At 69.3% G+C, this 14,773-nt stretch carries 17 protein-coding genes; all 17 read left to right on the forward strand.

All coding sequences use genetic code 11. The features are described 5' to 3' along the window. The first annotated feature begins 79 nt into the window (after positions 1 to 79). Positions 80 to 997 (forward strand): hypothetical protein, encoded by a 918-nt coding sequence (locus tag AVL48_RS32130; RefSeq protein WP_244162538.1) that lies wholly within the window; start codon positions 80 to 82, stop codon positions 995 to 997. Positions 998 to 1,109: 112 nt separating this feature from the next. Then, positions 1,110 to 2,651: a signal recognition particle protein gene (gene ffh, locus AVL48_RS32135; RefSeq protein ID WP_061984485.1), complete on the forward strand. Its 1,542-nt coding sequence runs from the start codon at positions 1,110 to 1,112 to the stop codon at positions 2,649 to 2,651. A gap of 2 nt (positions 2,652 to 2,653) precedes the next feature. After that, positions 2,654 to 3,727 (forward strand): amidohydrolase family protein, encoded by a 1,074-nt coding sequence (locus AVL48_RS32140; protein ID WP_061984484.1) that lies wholly within the window; start codon positions 2,654 to 2,656, stop codon positions 3,725 to 3,727. Between the two features lie 45 nt (positions 3,728 to 3,772). Continuing rightward, a complete protein-coding gene (locus AVL48_RS32145) occupies positions 3,773 to 4,543 on the forward strand; it encodes a CPBP family intramembrane glutamic endopeptidase (protein WP_082857834.1) in 771 nt (256 codons plus the stop codon). A gap of 199 nt (positions 4,544 to 4,742) precedes the next feature. After that, complete coding sequence (locus AVL48_RS32150; protein ID WP_061984480.1) at positions 4,743 to 5,561, forward strand: CPBP family intramembrane glutamic endopeptidase; 819 nt, start codon at positions 4,743 to 4,745, stop codon at positions 5,559 to 5,561. A gap of 158 nt (positions 5,562 to 5,719) precedes the next feature. After that, positions 5,720 to 6,166, forward strand: a complete 447-nt coding sequence (rpsP, locus tag AVL48_RS32155; protein ID WP_061984478.1) for a 30S ribosomal protein S16 — start codon at positions 5,720 to 5,722, stop codon at positions 6,164 to 6,166. Beyond that, the gene (locus AVL48_RS32160) at positions 6,163 to 6,402 is read left to right on the forward strand and encodes an RNA-binding protein (protein ID WP_003103110.1); all 240 of its coding nucleotides are present in this window, start codon (positions 6,163 to 6,165) and stop codon (positions 6,400 to 6,402) included. Before rpsP ends, AVL48_RS32160 begins: the two co-directional genes overlap by 4 nt. A 16-nt stretch (positions 6,403 to 6,418) precedes the next feature. Next, on the forward strand, positions 6,419 to 6,931 hold the full coding sequence (rimM, locus tag AVL48_RS32165) for a ribosome maturation factor RimM (RefSeq protein WP_061984476.1): 513 nt from the start codon (positions 6,419 to 6,421) through the stop codon (positions 6,929 to 6,931). Beyond that, on the forward strand, positions 6,931 to 7,695 hold the full coding sequence (trmD, locus tag AVL48_RS32170; protein WP_061984474.1) for a tRNA (guanosine(37)-N1)-methyltransferase TrmD: 765 nt from the start codon (positions 6,931 to 6,933) through the stop codon (positions 7,693 to 7,695). Before rimM ends, trmD begins: the two co-directional genes overlap by 1 nt. Before the next feature lie 183 nt (positions 7,696 to 7,878). Next, positions 7,879 to 8,247, forward strand: a complete 369-nt coding sequence (gene rplS, locus AVL48_RS32175) for a 50S ribosomal protein L19 (protein WP_005154717.1) — start codon at positions 7,879 to 7,881, stop codon at positions 8,245 to 8,247. Positions 8,248 to 8,278: 31 nt separating this feature from the next. Continuing rightward, a complete protein-coding gene (gene lepB, locus AVL48_RS32180) occupies positions 8,279 to 9,208 on the forward strand; it encodes a signal peptidase I (RefSeq protein ID WP_061984472.1) in 930 nt (309 codons plus the stop codon). Between the two features lie 58 nt (positions 9,209 to 9,266). After that, a complete protein-coding gene (locus tag AVL48_RS32185; protein WP_061984470.1) occupies positions 9,267 to 10,046 on the forward strand; it encodes a ribonuclease HII in 780 nt (259 codons plus the stop codon). After that, complete coding sequence (locus AVL48_RS32190; RefSeq protein WP_003096226.1) at positions 10,043 to 10,366, forward strand: DUF2469 domain-containing protein; 324 nt, start codon at positions 10,043 to 10,045, stop codon at positions 10,364 to 10,366. Before AVL48_RS32185 ends, AVL48_RS32190 begins: the two co-directional genes overlap by 4 nt. A 266-nt stretch (positions 10,367 to 10,632) precedes the next feature. Further along, positions 10,633 to 11,019: a YraN family protein gene (locus AVL48_RS32195; protein ID WP_061984468.1), complete on the forward strand. Its 387-nt coding sequence runs from the start codon at positions 10,633 to 10,635 to the stop codon at positions 11,017 to 11,019. Then, positions 11,020 to 12,528 (forward strand): YifB family Mg chelatase-like AAA ATPase, encoded by a 1,509-nt coding sequence (locus AVL48_RS32200; protein WP_061984466.1) that lies wholly within the window; start codon positions 11,020 to 11,022, stop codon positions 12,526 to 12,528. It begins immediately after the preceding gene. Further along, positions 12,528 to 13,667: a DNA-processing protein DprA gene (gene dprA / locus AVL48_RS32205; protein WP_061984464.1), complete on the forward strand. Its 1,140-nt coding sequence runs from the start codon at positions 12,528 to 12,530 to the stop codon at positions 13,665 to 13,667. Before AVL48_RS32200 ends, dprA begins: the two co-directional genes overlap by 1 nt. A gap of 105 nt (positions 13,668 to 13,772) precedes the next feature. Beyond that, the gene (locus tag AVL48_RS32210; protein ID WP_061984566.1) at positions 13,773 to 14,768 is read left to right on the forward strand and encodes a tyrosine recombinase XerC; all 996 of its coding nucleotides are present in this window, start codon (positions 13,773 to 13,775) and stop codon (positions 14,766 to 14,768) included. Positions 14,769 to 14,773: the final 5 nt, after the last annotated feature.

Here is a 14,773-nt window from a genome sequence, read left to right on the forward strand (position 1 = left end):
TCAGTGACGTTACAACTCACTCATCGGGCCAAATCGCGGCTAAGGCTACCTATTCGGGTGAGCCAGTAGGCTTCGGGTGGTGATCAGCCGAAAACGGATGTTGCTCAGCGTGACCGGTATCGCCGTCGCGCTGGCCCTGGTGCTGACGCTCGTGCTGATCCTCGGCGAGGACGAGTCGCCCAAGCCCGGTCCGCCGCCGGACGGGAGCCTGCGTTCCGTGATCGCCGGGTTCACCTCGGCACTCTCCGCCGAGCAGGATCACCGTTCGCCGAAAGCCGACGAACGTCGTGAAGCGGCTGCCGGTTTCACCACACTGCTGGACGCCGGGCGCGCGACGCCGTCCGATCTCGAGAAGCTCGGGTTCTCGGTGCGGGACGGCGTGGACGCGGACACCGGGCGGCCGTACACGATCGCCACGAACGAGTCCGGCACCGAGCGGGCATGGGGGCTGTACCTGATCGACCGCTCCGCGCCGGCGTCACTCGTCATCGAGGTCCCGCATCCGGCGTCGGACCTGAAGACGGAGTTGTTCGGCCTCGACTACTTCCAGCGGGTCCCGGGCGCGGTCCTGCTGATCGCGGGCGCGCACCGGAAGGCCGACGACGGCCACGCCGATGTCGCGCATGAAGTGGACTCGGTGTTCCACGTCGTGGCCGCGACCCTCGCCGGACGCGGGATGACACAGGTACAGCTGCACGGGTTCGACGACCAGAACATGCCGGACGACGACATCGTGCTGTCGTCGGGAATGTCGATGGCCGGAGATCCCATCCGGCGCGCGGCGGACCGGCTCGCCGGCGGTGGGTTCTCGGTTTGCCGGGCGTGGACCTCCTCGTGCGGCGCGCTGGAAGGGATGAAGAACGTCCAGGGCAAGGCCGCGGCCGAGGAAGGCACGGCCTTCCTGCACGTGGAGATGAGCCGCACCGTCCGCGAGTCCGGCACCGCCCGCGCCGACGTGATCCGGGCCCTCACCGAAGCCGACCTCCGCAAGCCCTGAGCCACGGGCGGCCGCAACCGCGTCAAACGCCTGCCCCGCACACCGACTACCCTGGAAAGCCGCCGGTCCGTACCGGCTCGCCACAAACGACCCAGCTGGAGCGTGCACACCCGTGTTCGACACCCTCTCCGATCGGCTCACGTCCGCCCTGCAGACCCTGTCGCGCAAGGGCAGGCTCTCCGACGCCGACATCGACGCCACCGCGCGTGAGATCCGGATCGCGCTGCTCGAAGCGGATGTCGCGCTGCAGGTGGTCAAGGACTTCATCGCCCGCATCAAGGACCGCGCCAAGGGCGCCGAGGTGCACGGTGCGCTGAACCCGGCGCAGCAGGTCATCAAGATCGTCAACGAGGAACTGGTCACCATCCTCGGCGGCGAGACCAGGCGGCTGTCGTTCGCGAAGAACCCGCCGACGGTCATCATGCTCGCGGGTCTGCAGGGTGCCGGTAAGACCACCCTCGCCGGAAAGCTCGCGCTGTGGCTGAAGAAGCAGGGACACGCGCCGCTGCTGGTCGCCTGTGACCTCCAGCGCCCCAACGCCGTCACGCAGCTGCAGGTCGTTGGCGAGCGCGCGGGCGTCACCACATTCGCGCCCGAACCCGGCAACGGCGTCGGCGACCCGGTCGACGTCGCCCGCCGCGCCATCGACGAGGCCAAGCGCGCCCAGCACGACATCGTCCTCGTCGACACCGCCGGTCGTCTCGGTGTCGACGAAGAGCTGATGAAGCAGGCCGCGGACATCCGCGACGCCGTGTCGCCGGACGAGACGCTGTTCGTCGTCGACGCGATGATCGGTCAGGACGCGGTCACCACGGCCGAGGCGTTCCGCGACGGCGTCGGGTTCAGCGGCGTCGTGCTCACCAAACTCGACGGTGACGCCCGCGGTGGTGCCGCGCTCTCGGTCCGCCAGGTCACCGGCCAGCCGATCCTGTTCGCGTCGAACGGTGAGAAGCTCGAGGACTTCGACCTCTTCCACCCGGACCGGATGGCCAGCCGGATCCTCGGCATGGGCGACGTGCTCAGCCTCATCGAGCAGGCCGAGGAGCATTTCGACCAGGAGAAGGCCGAGCAGACCGCGGCCAAGCTCGGCAGCGGCCAGCTCACCCTGGAGGACTTCCTCGAGCAGATGCTCGCGGTCCGCAAGATGGGCCCGATCGGCAACCTGCTCGGCATGCTGCCCGGCGCCGGGCAGATGAAGGACCAGCTCGCGCAGGTCGACGACAAGCACCTCGACAAGCTGCAGGCGATCATCCGCGGGATGACCCCCGCCGAACGCGACGACCCGAAGATGATCAACGCTTCGCGCCGCCTGCGGATCGCGAAGGGGTCCGGCGTCGCCGTCCGCGACGTCAACGAACTGGTCAACCGGTTCTTCGAGGCGCGCAAGATGATGGCGCAGATGGCCGGCCGCTTCGGCTTCGGCGGCGGAGGCGGCAGCAAGAACCGCAAGGGCAAGAAGGGGAAGAAGGGCAAGGGGCGCGGCCCGACGCAGCCCAAGGTCCGCGGCGGCTTCCCCGGCGGCATGCCGATGTTGCCCCCGGGCGGGATGCCCGGCGGCCCCGGCGGCGGCATGCCCGACCTCTCCCAGCTCGGCGGGATGAACGACGTACCGGGCTTCGACCCCAAGAAGTTCAAGTTCCCGAAGGACAAGTAGGCGTGGAGGCGCTGCACCTGGCGGGCGTCGTCCTGCCGGACGGCGAGCACCGCGAGCTGTGGATCACCGGCGGCCGGATCACGAGTGAACCGGTCGCCGGAGCGGAAACCGTTGTCCGGGAAGGCTTTCTCGTGCCCGGGCTGGTCGACGCGCATTGCCATCCCGGCATCGGGGTCGGCGGCGCCACCACCCTCGAAGAGGCCGCCGACCAGGCGATCACCGATCGCGACGCCGGAACCCTGCTGATCCGCGACTGCGGGCTGCCGATCGACGTCCGGCCGTTGCAGGAACGCGCCGACCTGCCGCGGATCATCCGCGCCGGACGGCATCTGGCCCTGCGCAAGCGCTACATCCCCGGTCTCGGCATCGAACTCGACGACCCTGCCGAACTGCCGAAGGCGGTCGCCGAGCAGGCCCGCGACGGCGACGGCTGGGTCAAACTCGTCGGCGACTGGATCGACCGCGGCATCGGCGATCTCGCGCCGCTCTGGCCCGATGACGTCCTCGCCGAGGCCATCGCCGTCGCGCACGCCGAGGGCGCCAAGGTGACGGCGCACGTGTTCGGCCAGGCCGCGTTGCCCGGCTTGATCGACGCGGGGATCGACTGTCTGGAGCACGGCACCGAACTTTCGGCCGATCAGCTGGATGTCCTCGCCGAACGCGGTATCGCGCTCGTGCCGACGCTGATCAACATCGAGAACTTCCCCGGAATCGCCGACAAGGCGGGCAAATACCCGGTGTACGCCGACCACATGCGGGCATTGCACGCCGGTGTGGGGCAGATGGTGTCGACGGCGATCGAGGCGGGCGTGCGGGTGTACGCCGGTAGCGACGCGGGCGGCATGGTCGAACACGGCAGGCTCGTCGACGAGATCGAGGCACTCCACAAGGCGGGCATGTCCGCCGGACAGGCGCTGGCTTCGGCTTCGTGGGCGGCCCGCGAATGGCTTGGCGTGCCAGGAATCGTCGATGGCGCTTCGGCCGATCTGCTGGTCTACCCGTCCGATCCGCGTGAGGATCTCGCGGTGCTGCGGCATCCGAGTCACATCGTCCTGCGTGGCAAGATCTACGCCTGACCCGACTCCACCCGTGACCGGAGCGGTGCTTAGCGTGGAGGCGTGGTGGACGACGGGCAGGCTCGCGAGCGTCTGGTGCTCGGAGCGCACTGGGGATTCGTAGCGTTCTTCGCGGGCATCGCCGGATACCACCTCGTCACTCTCGTCATGAGTTTCCTGATGTCGGGCCGCTTCGGCGGCTACGACCCGCTCGAACTCCGCGACGTCGGCCCGCTGCTGATCCTCGCGTTCCTCCCGACCCTCGTGCTCGGCCTCGGCCCCGTGGCCGGTTCCCGGGTCTGGGGACGAGGACTCCGCGCGGACTTCGGCCTCAAACCCACGTGGCGTGACGTCCGGATCGGGCTCGCCTGCGGGGCGGCCGCGCTCGCCGCCGGCTACCTCCTCAACCTGCTCCTGCTCGCCGTCTACGGGACCGACAGCACCGACAGGACCATTTCCGACGTCTCGCCCGGCCCGATCACGGAACTGTCCGGCACCACCGAAGGCGACACCGTCTGGCTGGTGGTCGCCGCGGCCATCGTCGTCTTCGCCGCCCCGGTCACCGAAGAACTGCTCTTCCGCGGCACGCTCTGGAACGCGATGGGCTTCCACCGGTTGCCCTCATGGGTGATCCTGTTGGTCACCGCGCTGGTGTTCGCCCAGTTGCACGGGGAGGCCGCGCGCACGATCGCGCTGTTCGGCCAGGGCATCGCGATCGGCCTCGCCCGCTATCTTTCGGGCCGGGTGAGCGCGGCGGTCATCGCGCACGCGGCCAACAACCTCCCACCGGCGGTATTGCTCTTCAGCGGAGGGGTGATCGCCAGTCCTGGCGGCTAGGGCGTGTCCGGCAAATCACGTCCCCGGCCTCCGCGCCCAGGCGGCCCCTGGCGGCACGGGCCCTTCGCCCGAGTACGCCCGGTACGAGGACGAAGGGCCCGCACCCCCAGGAACCACCTGGATCACGAAGTCCATGGAACAGATTCGCCGGACACGCCCTAGAGTCTGTGAGTAACCGAACGATCACCGGAGGATCGGCGTGACCGTATCTCAGCCAAGGGAGCCGATCCCCGAGGCGGCGCCGCCGGACGAGCTCCCGGAAGAAGTCACTGCCGGAGGTGAGGTGGCCGCGCCCGACACGCCACCGCCGCATCGTTGGGGGTTCGGGGCCTTTCTCCTGGTGGAGGCCGTCCTGCTCGCCTCGGCGGCGTTCATCAGCGTCCTGCTCGGCGACGTCCAGCCCGGCCAGCCGCTGCCGATGCGCATGGTGCTGCTGGGCACCATGGTGCCGACGATGATCGCCGCCGGAGTCGCGTTGCTGATCACCAGGCTGCGCGGCAACGGCCCGTTCACCGATCTGCGGATCGGCTGGAGCTGGGCCGACGTCAAGCTCGGGCTCAAACTCGGCGTGCTCGGACTCGGGTTCACCTCGCTCGCCGCCTACGTCTGGACGCAGGTCGTCGGCGACGCGAACGCGACCTCGGCGATCAGCGCGCTCGTCGAAGACCGCCGGATGTCGGTGTCGGCGGCCGTCGTCATGTTCATCTACCTGTGGCTGGTCGGGCCGATCTGCGAAGAGATCATCTACCGCGGTCTGCTGTGGGGCGCGGTCGAACGGCTGCAGTGGCGTACCGAGCGCTGGGGGAGGATCGCGGCGTTCCTGGTCTCGACGGCCATTTTCGCGGCGAGCCATCTCGAACCGCTGCGCACCACGTTGCTGCTGGTGATCGCGATCCCGATCGGGCTGGCCAGGGTGTTCACCGGACGGCTGCTCGGCAGCGTGGTCGCCCATCAGGTGAACAACTTCCTCCCGGCCGTGACGATCCTGCTCGCCTCGCTCGGGATAGCCGCGTTCTGACAGTCAGCCGGCGTCTGGCAGAATGTACGCTTGCCTGCTTTGGCCGGACCCTCTCACCGTGCCCGAGCTTCGGACCTTCGGGTGTGCGCAGCCGTTCCCCACTCGGCTGGCGTGCGCCTTCCACCTGCATCAGAGAGAACTGAGGAGTACCCACACCCGTGGCCGTCAAGATCAAGCTGCAGCGTCTCGGCAAGATCCGTGCGCCGTACTACCGCATCATCGTCGCCGACGCGCGCACTCGCCGTGATGGCAAGGCCATCGAGACGATCGGCAAGTACCACCCGAAGGAAGAGCCGAGCTTCATCGAGGTCGACACCGAGCGTGCCCAGCACTGGCTGTCCGTCGGCGCGCAGCCGACCGAGCCGGTCCAGCGCATCCTCGAGATCACCGGCGACTGGCAGAAGTTCAAGGGCCTCCCGGGCGCCGAAGGCACCCTGAAGGTCGCCGAGCCGAAGCCGTCGAAGCAGGACCTGTTCAACGCCGCGCTCGCCGCGGCCGGTGACGCCCCCTCGACCGAGGCCACCACGCCGAAGAAGAAGTCCGCCCCGAAGAAGGCCGAAGCCGACAAGGCGGAGGCCGCCGAGGGTGACAAGGCCGAGGCGTGAGCTTCCTCGCTGACTCCCTCGAACACCTGGTGCGCGGGATCGTCGACAACCCGGACGAGGTCCGGGTCGAGCTGCTGACCACACGTCGTGGCCGCACGCTCGAGGTGCATGTGCACCCCGACGATCTCGGCAAGGTGATCGGCCGGGGCGGTCGCACGGCGACCGCCTTGCGCACCGTCATGGGCGGCATCGGTGGCCGCGGCGTCCGCGTGGACGTCGTCGACACCGATCGCTGACCGGGGAACCAACGGGATGGACGTCGTAGTCGGCCGGATCGCCAAGGCGCACGGAATCCGCGGTGAACTCGCGGTGGACGTGCGCACGGACTCGCCGGAACAGCGGTTCGCGGTCGGTTCGGTCGTCACGACGAAGCTGCGTGACGGCAGCAGCAGAGACCTCACCATCGCAGCCGCCCGCGAACACAGCGGGCGGCTGCTGGTGCGTTTCGAAGAGGTGCTGACCAGGGATGTCGCGGAGACCCTCCGCGGCGCCCTGCTGATCGCCGACACCTCGACGCTGCCGCCGACCGAAGACCCCGACGAGTTCTACGACCACGAACTCGAAGGCCTGCGGGCCGAACTCACCGATGGCACGGTCATCGGCAAGGTGCTCGAAATCGCGCATTCGCCCGCGGGGGAACTGTTGTCGATCGAGTACGACGGACGTGAGGTGCTCGTGCCGTTCGTGAAGGCGATCGTCCCGGTGGTCGACGTCGCGGGCGGCCGTGTGGTCCTCGACCCGCCGGAAGGCCTGCTGGACGCCTGATGCGCCTCGACGTCGTCACGATCTTCCCCGAATACCTCGATCCGCTCCGCGCCGCACTGCTCGGGCGTGCGATCGACCGCGGCCTCATCGAGGTCGGCGTCCACGACCTGCGGGACTGGACGCACGACGTCCACCGCGCGGTCGACGACGCGCCGTACGGCGGCGGGCCCGGCATGGTGATGAAACCGCAGGTCTGGGGCCCCGCCCTGGACGACGTCTGCGGCGAGAACACCCGCCTCGTGGTCCCGACCCCCGCCGGACGCCCGTTCACGCAGGCCATGGCGCATCAGTACGCCGCGGAAGAGCACCTGGTGTTCGCCTGCGGCCGCTACGAGGGCATCGACCAGCGGGTGATCGACGACGCCGCACGGCGGATGCCCGTCGACGAGGTCTCGATCGGCGACTACGTGCTCGTCGGCGGCGAGGCCGCGGTACTGGTGATGGTCGAGGCCGTCGTCAGGCTGCTGCCCGGAGTACTCGGGAACGCCCGCTCCGCCGAGGAGGACTCCTTCTCCGACGGCCTCCTCGAAGGCCCCAGCTACACGCGGCCGGAAGTCTGGCGCGACCTGGCCGTGCCGGACGTCCTGCGTTCGGGCAACCACGCGCTGATCGACCGCTGGCGCCGCGACCAGGCACTGGAACGCACCGTCCGCCGCAGGCCCGAACTGATCGGCCGGTTGCCGGAAGGTAGTCTCGACAAGCACGATCGTGGGGTCCTCGAACGATTGAACGAGGGCACCGGCCAGGCCGGGTCGAACACCTGAGACCTGGTCTGCAATACTTGACAGGTTGGCGTGAGCAGACGCGCGAATTTTTACCTTGGCCAGTGGCCGAAGTAAAAGCCGCGAGGTCCGCCGGAACGCCATCAGCCCCCGGGTAGGTCGCAGTGCCCGACACTGCGCGCCCAAGCTGCACGTAAGCCATACGAAGACGAGGACGGACCACCGATGAACACCCTGGACGCGCTGGACGCGCAGTCACTGCGTTCCGACATCCCGGACTTCCGACCGGGCGACACGCTCAAGGTTCACGTCCGCGTCATCGAGGGCAACCGCGAGCGTAACCAGATCTTCCAGGGCGTCGTGCTGCGTCGCCAGGGCGGCGGCATCCGCGAGACCTTCACGGTCCGCAAGGTGTCGTTCGGCATCGGCGTGGAGCGCACCTTCCCGGTGCACTCGCCGAACATCGCCGAGGTCGAGGTCTTCAAGCGCGGCGACGTCCGCCGGGCGAAGCTGTACTACCTCCGCGAGCTGCGCGGCAAGGCCGCCAAGATCAAGGAACGCCGCGAAAACCGCGAGACGACCTCCGCCAAGTAGGTAGTCACACGGTTACCGGTAACCTGGCGTCGTGGTCGAACCCGTGTCCCAGAACACCTCCGAAGACGAGCCCGATCGCCCCGAAGAGGAGCGCCCCACCCGGGCCTCCCGCCGGGGCCGATCCGGCGCCAAGAAATTCGGCAAGGTCAACAAAAAGCGGTCGTTCTGGAAGGAACTGCCGATCCTGATCGTCGTCGCACTCGTGCTGACGATCTTGATCCAGCAGTTCCTCGCCAAGGTCTACATGATCCCCTCGGGCTCCATGGAGACCACTCTGCACGGCTGCAGCGGGTGCACGGGCGACCGGATCCTGGTCGACCGGATCACGTACGACTTCACCGATCCCGGCCCGGGCGACGTGGTGGTCTTCAAGGGACCGCCGGCGTGGGCGGGCGAGATCGACACGCCGGAGTCCAGCAACATCTTCGTCAGCGGTTTCCGCGCACTGGGTTCCCTGATCGGCTTCGCGCCGCCGGACGAACGTGACTTCGTCAAGCGGATCATCGCGGTCGGCGGTCAGACGGTGCAGTGCTGCGACGACAACCGTGTCGTCGTGGACGGCAAGGCACTGGACGAGCCGTACGTCCACTGGGAAGAGGGCATGCCCCCCACCCAGAAGACGTTCGATCCGGTGAAGGTGCCCGCCGGCTACGTCTGGGTGATGGGCGACAACCGCAACAACTCGAGCGACTCCCGGTTCCAGGGCGGCGGTGGCGTGAACGGCGCCGTCCCGGTCGACAACATCATCGGCAAGGCGCGCGTCATCGTGCTCCCGCCCGGCCGCTGGGGTGGCGTTTCGGACCACAACCCGCAGGCGACCGCTCAGCCGGTGGCGCTCGGTGCGCCGGCGTGGCAGCAGGGGCTCCCCCTGGGTGTCGGCATCGCCGCGGCGTGGCCCGTCGTCTTCCTCGGCAGGCGGATGTCGTCCGGAGTGCGCAAGGCGGTCGACCGGAGGCGGTAAGGCCTTGAGAGTTCCTGTACCGCTCACACCGGCCGAGCCGCTTCGGCCGCCGAGAGCAGTGGTGCGTGGCGACCTCTTCTGGGGGTTGCAGAGTGCGCTGGACCGGCGTGGCCTCGGGCCCGTCGCCGGAGTCGACGAGGCAGGGCGCGGTGCTTGCGCCGGCCCGCTCGTCGTGGCCGCGTGCGTCCTGCGTTCCGGAGACGCCGCCCGGCTGCCCGAGCTCACCGATTCGAAGGTGCTCACGGCCAAGGCCCGCGACCGCGTCTACGACCGGGTCGTCCAGCGCGCGCTCGACTATTCGGTCATCGTCATCCCGGCGGCCGAGGTCGATCTCTTCGGTATCCACGTCATGAACATCGAAGGCATGCGGCGCGCCGTCTCGGCGTTGCGAAGCACGCCGGGTTACGTCTTGACCGACGGATTCCGTGTCTCCGGGCTGCCCGCCCCGAGCGTGCCCGTGATCAAGGGCGACAAGGCCGTCGCGTGCGTGGCGGCGGCATCCGTGCTGGCCAAGGTCACGCGGGACCGGATCATGAGCGACCTGCACGACGCCCACCCGCACTACGGCTTCGACGTGCACAAGGGCTACAGCACCACGGAGCACAGCGCGGCGCTGAACACGCACGGCCCGAGCCCGGTGCATCGCTGGTCGTACGCGAATGTGGCCACCGCGGCCGCCGCGCACCGGGCGCGGCCGCCTCACCCGGTCGTGCTGACCGTCGCGGCGCTGGAAAACCCGAGCGTGCCGATACGTGCCCTCAGCCCTTACGTGGGTAACAATGAACGCTCCGCCGCTGGAGTAGCAGCAGAATCGCGAGGAGGGGCGCGGATTTCATGAGCGCAGAGGATCTCGAGAAGTACGAGACCGAGATGGAGCTCTCGCTTTACCGCGAGTATCGCGACATCGTCGGCCAGTTCTCGTACGTGGTGGAGACCGAGCGGCGGTTCTATCTGGCCAACGCCGTCGACGTCCAGGTGCGCGACGGTGGCGGTGAGGTGTACTTCGAGGTCCGCATGTCCGACGCGTGGGTCTGGGACATGTACCGGCCGGCCAGATTCGTCAAGCACGTCCGGGTCATCACGTTCAAGGACGTCAACGTCGAAGAGCTCGACAAGCCGGATCTCCGGTTGCCGGAAGACGGTCCGTTCTCCGGCTGAGCCGCTGGAAGTCTTTCTCCCAAGTACATGAAGGCCCCCTTCACTGCGTCTAGCGCAGTGAAGGGGGCCTTTATGTACTTCCAGCACGGCCGGGGGCGGCCCTAGCACAAGGCTCTGACGATTCTGGCCGCCGGAGCCCGGTCGCGGTCGAATCATCCACAACACCCCGGTTGTCCACAGGCGGGCGAATCGAGCCTGGCCGGTGCCCGATCACCCTGGCACCGTTGGTCGCACACGCACTGTGACGATCGCTGAGGGGGATCGAGATGATGAGCACGGCCGAACAGCCGTCCACCGGCGCATCGCGCGCCGAGCTGGGGCGTTGGGGTGAAGACCTGGCGGTCCGGCATCTGGAGAAGGCGGGCTATGTCGTCCTGAGCCGTAACTGGCGCTGTCGGGACGGTGAGCTGGACCTCGTCGCGACCGACAAGAAACGGCTCGTCTTCTGCGAGGTGAAGACCCGGACCGGGCTCGGTTTCGGCACGCCCGCCGAGGCCGTGACCCCGGACAAGGCGGATCGCATCCGCCGTCTCGCGCATCAGTGGCAGCGCGCGTTCATGCTCCGCTGGTGCCCGGTCCGCTACGACATCATCGCGATCGTCGCCCCGCCCGGTACCCGGCCGCAGGTGCGGCATATCAAGGCGGCGTTCTGAGTGGCACTGGCGAAAGCGTGGTCCGTCGCGCTGCTCGGCGTCGACGGCAAGATGATCGAGATCGAGGCCGACATCGGCGGCGGCTCGCCGAAGGTGACGATGGTCGGCCTGCCCGACGCGGGATTGAAGGAGGCCAAGGACAGGGTCCGCTCGGCCGTCCGCAATTCGCGGCAGACCTGGCCGGACGAACGCGTGATCCTCGGCCTGTCGCCGGCGAACCTGCCGAAGGTGGGCTCCGGCTACGACCTGGGCATCGCGGCGGCGGTCCTGGCCGCGACGGGGTCGGTTCCGGCCACGAAGCTGCTCCACACCGTGCTGCTCGGCGAACTGGCCCTCGACGGCCGGGTCCGGGCCGTTCGAGGGGTACTGCCGGGATTGCTGGCGGCGCGCAACGCCGGCTACCGGCGGGCTGTCGTCCCCACCGAGTCGTTGTTCGAAGCCGCTCTCGTGGACGGTGTGGAAGTCGGCGGGGTGGCTCGGCTGAGCGATTTCGTGGACTGGCTCAAAGGCGAAGGCGAACTCGCCCGGCCGGAGCCGTCCGTGGTCCAGGAGCCGGCGAAGATACCTGATCTCGCCGACGTCGTGGGGCAGCCGGAAGCACGGTGGGCGCTGGAGGTGGCCGCGGCCGGCGGACATCACCTGCTCATGACCGGGCCTCCCGGGGTGGGCAAGACGATGCTCGCGAAACGGCTGCCAGGACTCCTCCCGCGCCTGACCGCGGAAGAGTCGTTGCAGGTCACCGCGGTCCATTCGATCGACGGTTCACTGTCCCGGTCCGCGCCGCTGGTCACCGTGCCGCCGTTCGTCGCGCCCCATCATTCGATCAGCGTGCCAGCCCTGATCGGCGGCGGCAGCGGGCTGGCCGTGCCCGGAGCCATCAGCAGGGCGCACCGGGGCATTTTGTTCCTCGACGAAGTCTGCGAGTTCGGGCCGGAACGGCTGGAGTCGCTGCGCACGGTGCTCGAAGAGGGCGAAGTGCGGATCGCGCGGGTCAAAGGCGCGGTCTGCTACCCGGCCCGCTTCCAACTGGTCCTCGCGACGAATCCTTGTCCTTGCGCGCCGACGAAAGACGCCGATTGCACGTGCTCGGCGGCCGCACGGAGGCGGTACTTGGGCAGACTGTCCGGACCTTTACTCGATCGGGTGGATCTGCGGGTCCGGCTACGGCCCCTTTCCGCGCTCAGCGCACACCTGAGTGAGGTGCCCGAGGCGTCGGCGGCCGTCCGTGAACGCGTGCTGGAAGCTCGTGAACGAGCCGCGAAACGCTGGGCGGAGCACGGCTGGCCGACGAACGCGGAGGTGCCCGGCCCGGCTCTGCGTCGCGAGTTCGCGCTGCCCGCGCCGGTCACGGCGTTGCTGGACCGGGCGCTGGAGCGGGGAGCGATCACCGCGCGCGGCGCGGACCGCTGTCTCCGTATCGCCTGGACGCTCGCCGATTTGAAAGGTGCCGAAAGGCCGGAGAGCGACGAGGTCGCGGCGGCTCTGAACTTCCGGGAGAGGTCATCCTGATGGGTGAATTCGAGGCTGAACGGATCGCGCGGTCGTACTTACTGCGCGTGGCCGAGCCACCGGCGCCCGCGCTGACCGATTTCGTCGGCGAGCACGGTCCGGTCGTGGCCGCGGAACGGGTGCGCCGAGCCGATTGCCCGGCGAAGGTGCGCGACGAGACGGCCGCGCGGCGAGCGCACGACTACGCCGAGCGAGATCTGGAGCGGGCGGCGGCGGGCGAGACCCGGCTCGTCATCCCGGAAGACGGTGAATGGCCTGCCTGGCCCTTGCTTTCACTGGCCGTCGCCCGGGGCAGGGGCGTCTCTGGAGTGGCGTCTCCGCTGGCGCTGTGGGTGCGCGGTCCGGCCAGGCTCGACGAGGCGGTCGACCAGGCGATCGCGATCGTCGGCGCCCGCGCGGCGACCGAGTACGGCGAGCACAACGCGGCCGAGGTGGGCTATCACCTCGCGAGCCGGGGGATCCCGGTGTTCTCGGGAGCGGCGTACGGCATCGACGGCGCGGCCCACCGGGGCGCGCTGAGCGCGTCGGGCACGACGGTCGCCCTGCTCGGCTGCGGGATCGACGCCGGGTACCCGGCCCAGCACGCGACCTTGTTGCGCACCATCGGGCAAACCGGCGCCGTGGCCAGCGAGTATCCGCCGGGGACACCGCCCGCGAGGCATCGCTTCCTCGTCCGGAACAGGCTCATCGCGGCGCTCACCGAAGGGACGGTCGTGATCGAGGCGGGCAGGCGCAGCGGTGCGCGGAACACCGCGGGTACGGCCGGGGCACTGGGCAAGGTCGTGATGGCGATGCCGGGGCCGGTTTCGTCGGGGATGTCCGCGGGCTGCCACGCGCTGATCCGCGAAGGCGAGGCCACGCTGGTGACCTCGGTCGACGAGATCCTCGAGACCGCCGGCCGGCTCGGGCAGCAGGGCGAGGAGCCGCGGAAACCGGGTCGCCGCACCGATCGGCTCGGCCCGGAGGCACTGCGCGTGCATGACGCGCTGTCCGAACGGTCGGCCAAACCGGAGGAACGGATCGCGGCCGAGTCCGGTATTCCGGTGGAGCGGATCCGCTCGTTGCTGCCCGAGCTGGAACTCGACGGCTTCGCGGAAAGAGGTGACGCAGGGTGGCGAAGACGGACAGCGAAGACCTGACTGGCCTACCCGTGCGACGCCATCCCGGCACGATCCGACCACGGACACCGCAACAGGGTGCGGCGATACTTGACCATCCGCCGGACATCGCGCAGCGTGATCGGCATGCCGTCGACCGAAGGTACCCACGGCACGGGAAAACGCGCCCACAGGCCCGATCTGCGCGCCGCCCGTGCCGCGCTGCCGGAACCTGTCCGGAAGCTGATCGACGACTACGAGCGGCACCTTTCCCTGGAACGCGGGCTGTCCGCGCATACGGTGCGTGCCTATGTCGGCGACGTGGTGTCCCTGATGAGTTTCGTGGACGGGAACGGTGGCCGGTTCCCCGAACTCGACATCGCGACGCTGCGCGGCTGGCTCGCCCGGCAACGCGAGGAAGGGGCCAGCCGGACGACCTTGGCCAGGAGAGCGGCGGCGGCCCGCACCTTCACCGCGTGGGCACACCGCGGCGGGGCGCTCGCGACCGATCCCGGTGGACGGCTGGTGGCGCCGCGCGCGCACCGCAAGCTCCCCGGGGTCCTCCGGGCGGAGCAGGCGAGTGAGGTCATGCGGGCCTCAGCCGCCGGTGCCGAACAGCGGGACCCGGTGGCGTTGCGGGACAGTGCCATCGTGGAACTGCTTTACGCGACGGGGGTGCGGGTCTCCGAACTGTGCGGGCTGGACCTGGACGACGTCGACTTCTCGCGCCGGGTCGTGCTCGTGCTGGGCAAAGGCGGCAAGGAACGCGTCGTGCCGTTCGGCGTCCCGGCCGAAGCCGCGCTGCGTGCGTGGCTGGACGAGGGCAGGACGAAACTCGCCGTCGAAGCGAACGGCCGGGTGGAAGCCGCGCTCTTCCTGGGGGCGCGAGGCGGCAGGCTCGATCCGCGGGCGGCCCGCCGCGTCGTCCACGACGCCGTCGGCTCTGTGCCGGGCGCGAGCGACATGGGACCGCACGGCCTGAGGCACTCGGCGGCCACCCATCTGCTCGAAGGCGGTGCCGATCTTCGGAGCGTTCAGGAACTGCTTGGTCACGCTACGCTGGCTACGACGCAGCTCTACACTCATGTGACCGTCGATCGGCTGAAGGCGATCCACGACCGCGCGCACCCCCGGGCCCGATGATGCCG

The sequence above is a fragment of the Amycolatopsis regifaucium genome (genome assembly GCF_001613935.1).
GTDB lineage: Bacteria > Actinomycetota > Actinomycetes > Mycobacteriales > Pseudonocardiaceae > Amycolatopsis > Amycolatopsis regifaucium.

Excerpts from the sequence above, each read along its gene's own strand:
- rimM (WP_061984476.1), top strand. The coding sequence starts at position 6,419 with ATGGACGTCGTAGTCGGCCGGATCGCCAAGGCGCACGGAATCCGCGGT.
- trmD (WP_061984474.1), top strand. The coding sequence starts at position 6,931 with ATGCGCCTCGACGTCGTCACGATCTTCCCCGAATACCTCGATCCGCTC.
- rplS (WP_005154717.1), top strand. The coding sequence starts at position 7,879 with ATGAACACCCTGGACGCGCTGGACGCGCAGTCACTGCGTTCCGACATC.
- AVL48_RS32190 (WP_003096226.1), top strand. The coding sequence starts at position 10,043 with ATGAGCGCAGAGGATCTCGAGAAGTACGAGACCGAGATGGAGCTCTCG.
- AVL48_RS32195 (WP_061984468.1), top strand. The coding sequence starts at position 10,633 with ATGATGAGCACGGCCGAACAGCCGTCCACCGGCGCATCGCGCGCCGAG.
- dprA (WP_061984464.1), top strand. The coding sequence starts at position 12,528 with ATGGGTGAATTCGAGGCTGAACGGATCGCGCGGTCGTACTTACTGCGC.
- AVL48_RS32210 (WP_061984566.1), top strand. The coding sequence starts at position 13,773 with ATGCCGTCGACCGAAGGTACCCACGGCACGGGAAAACGCGCCCACAGG.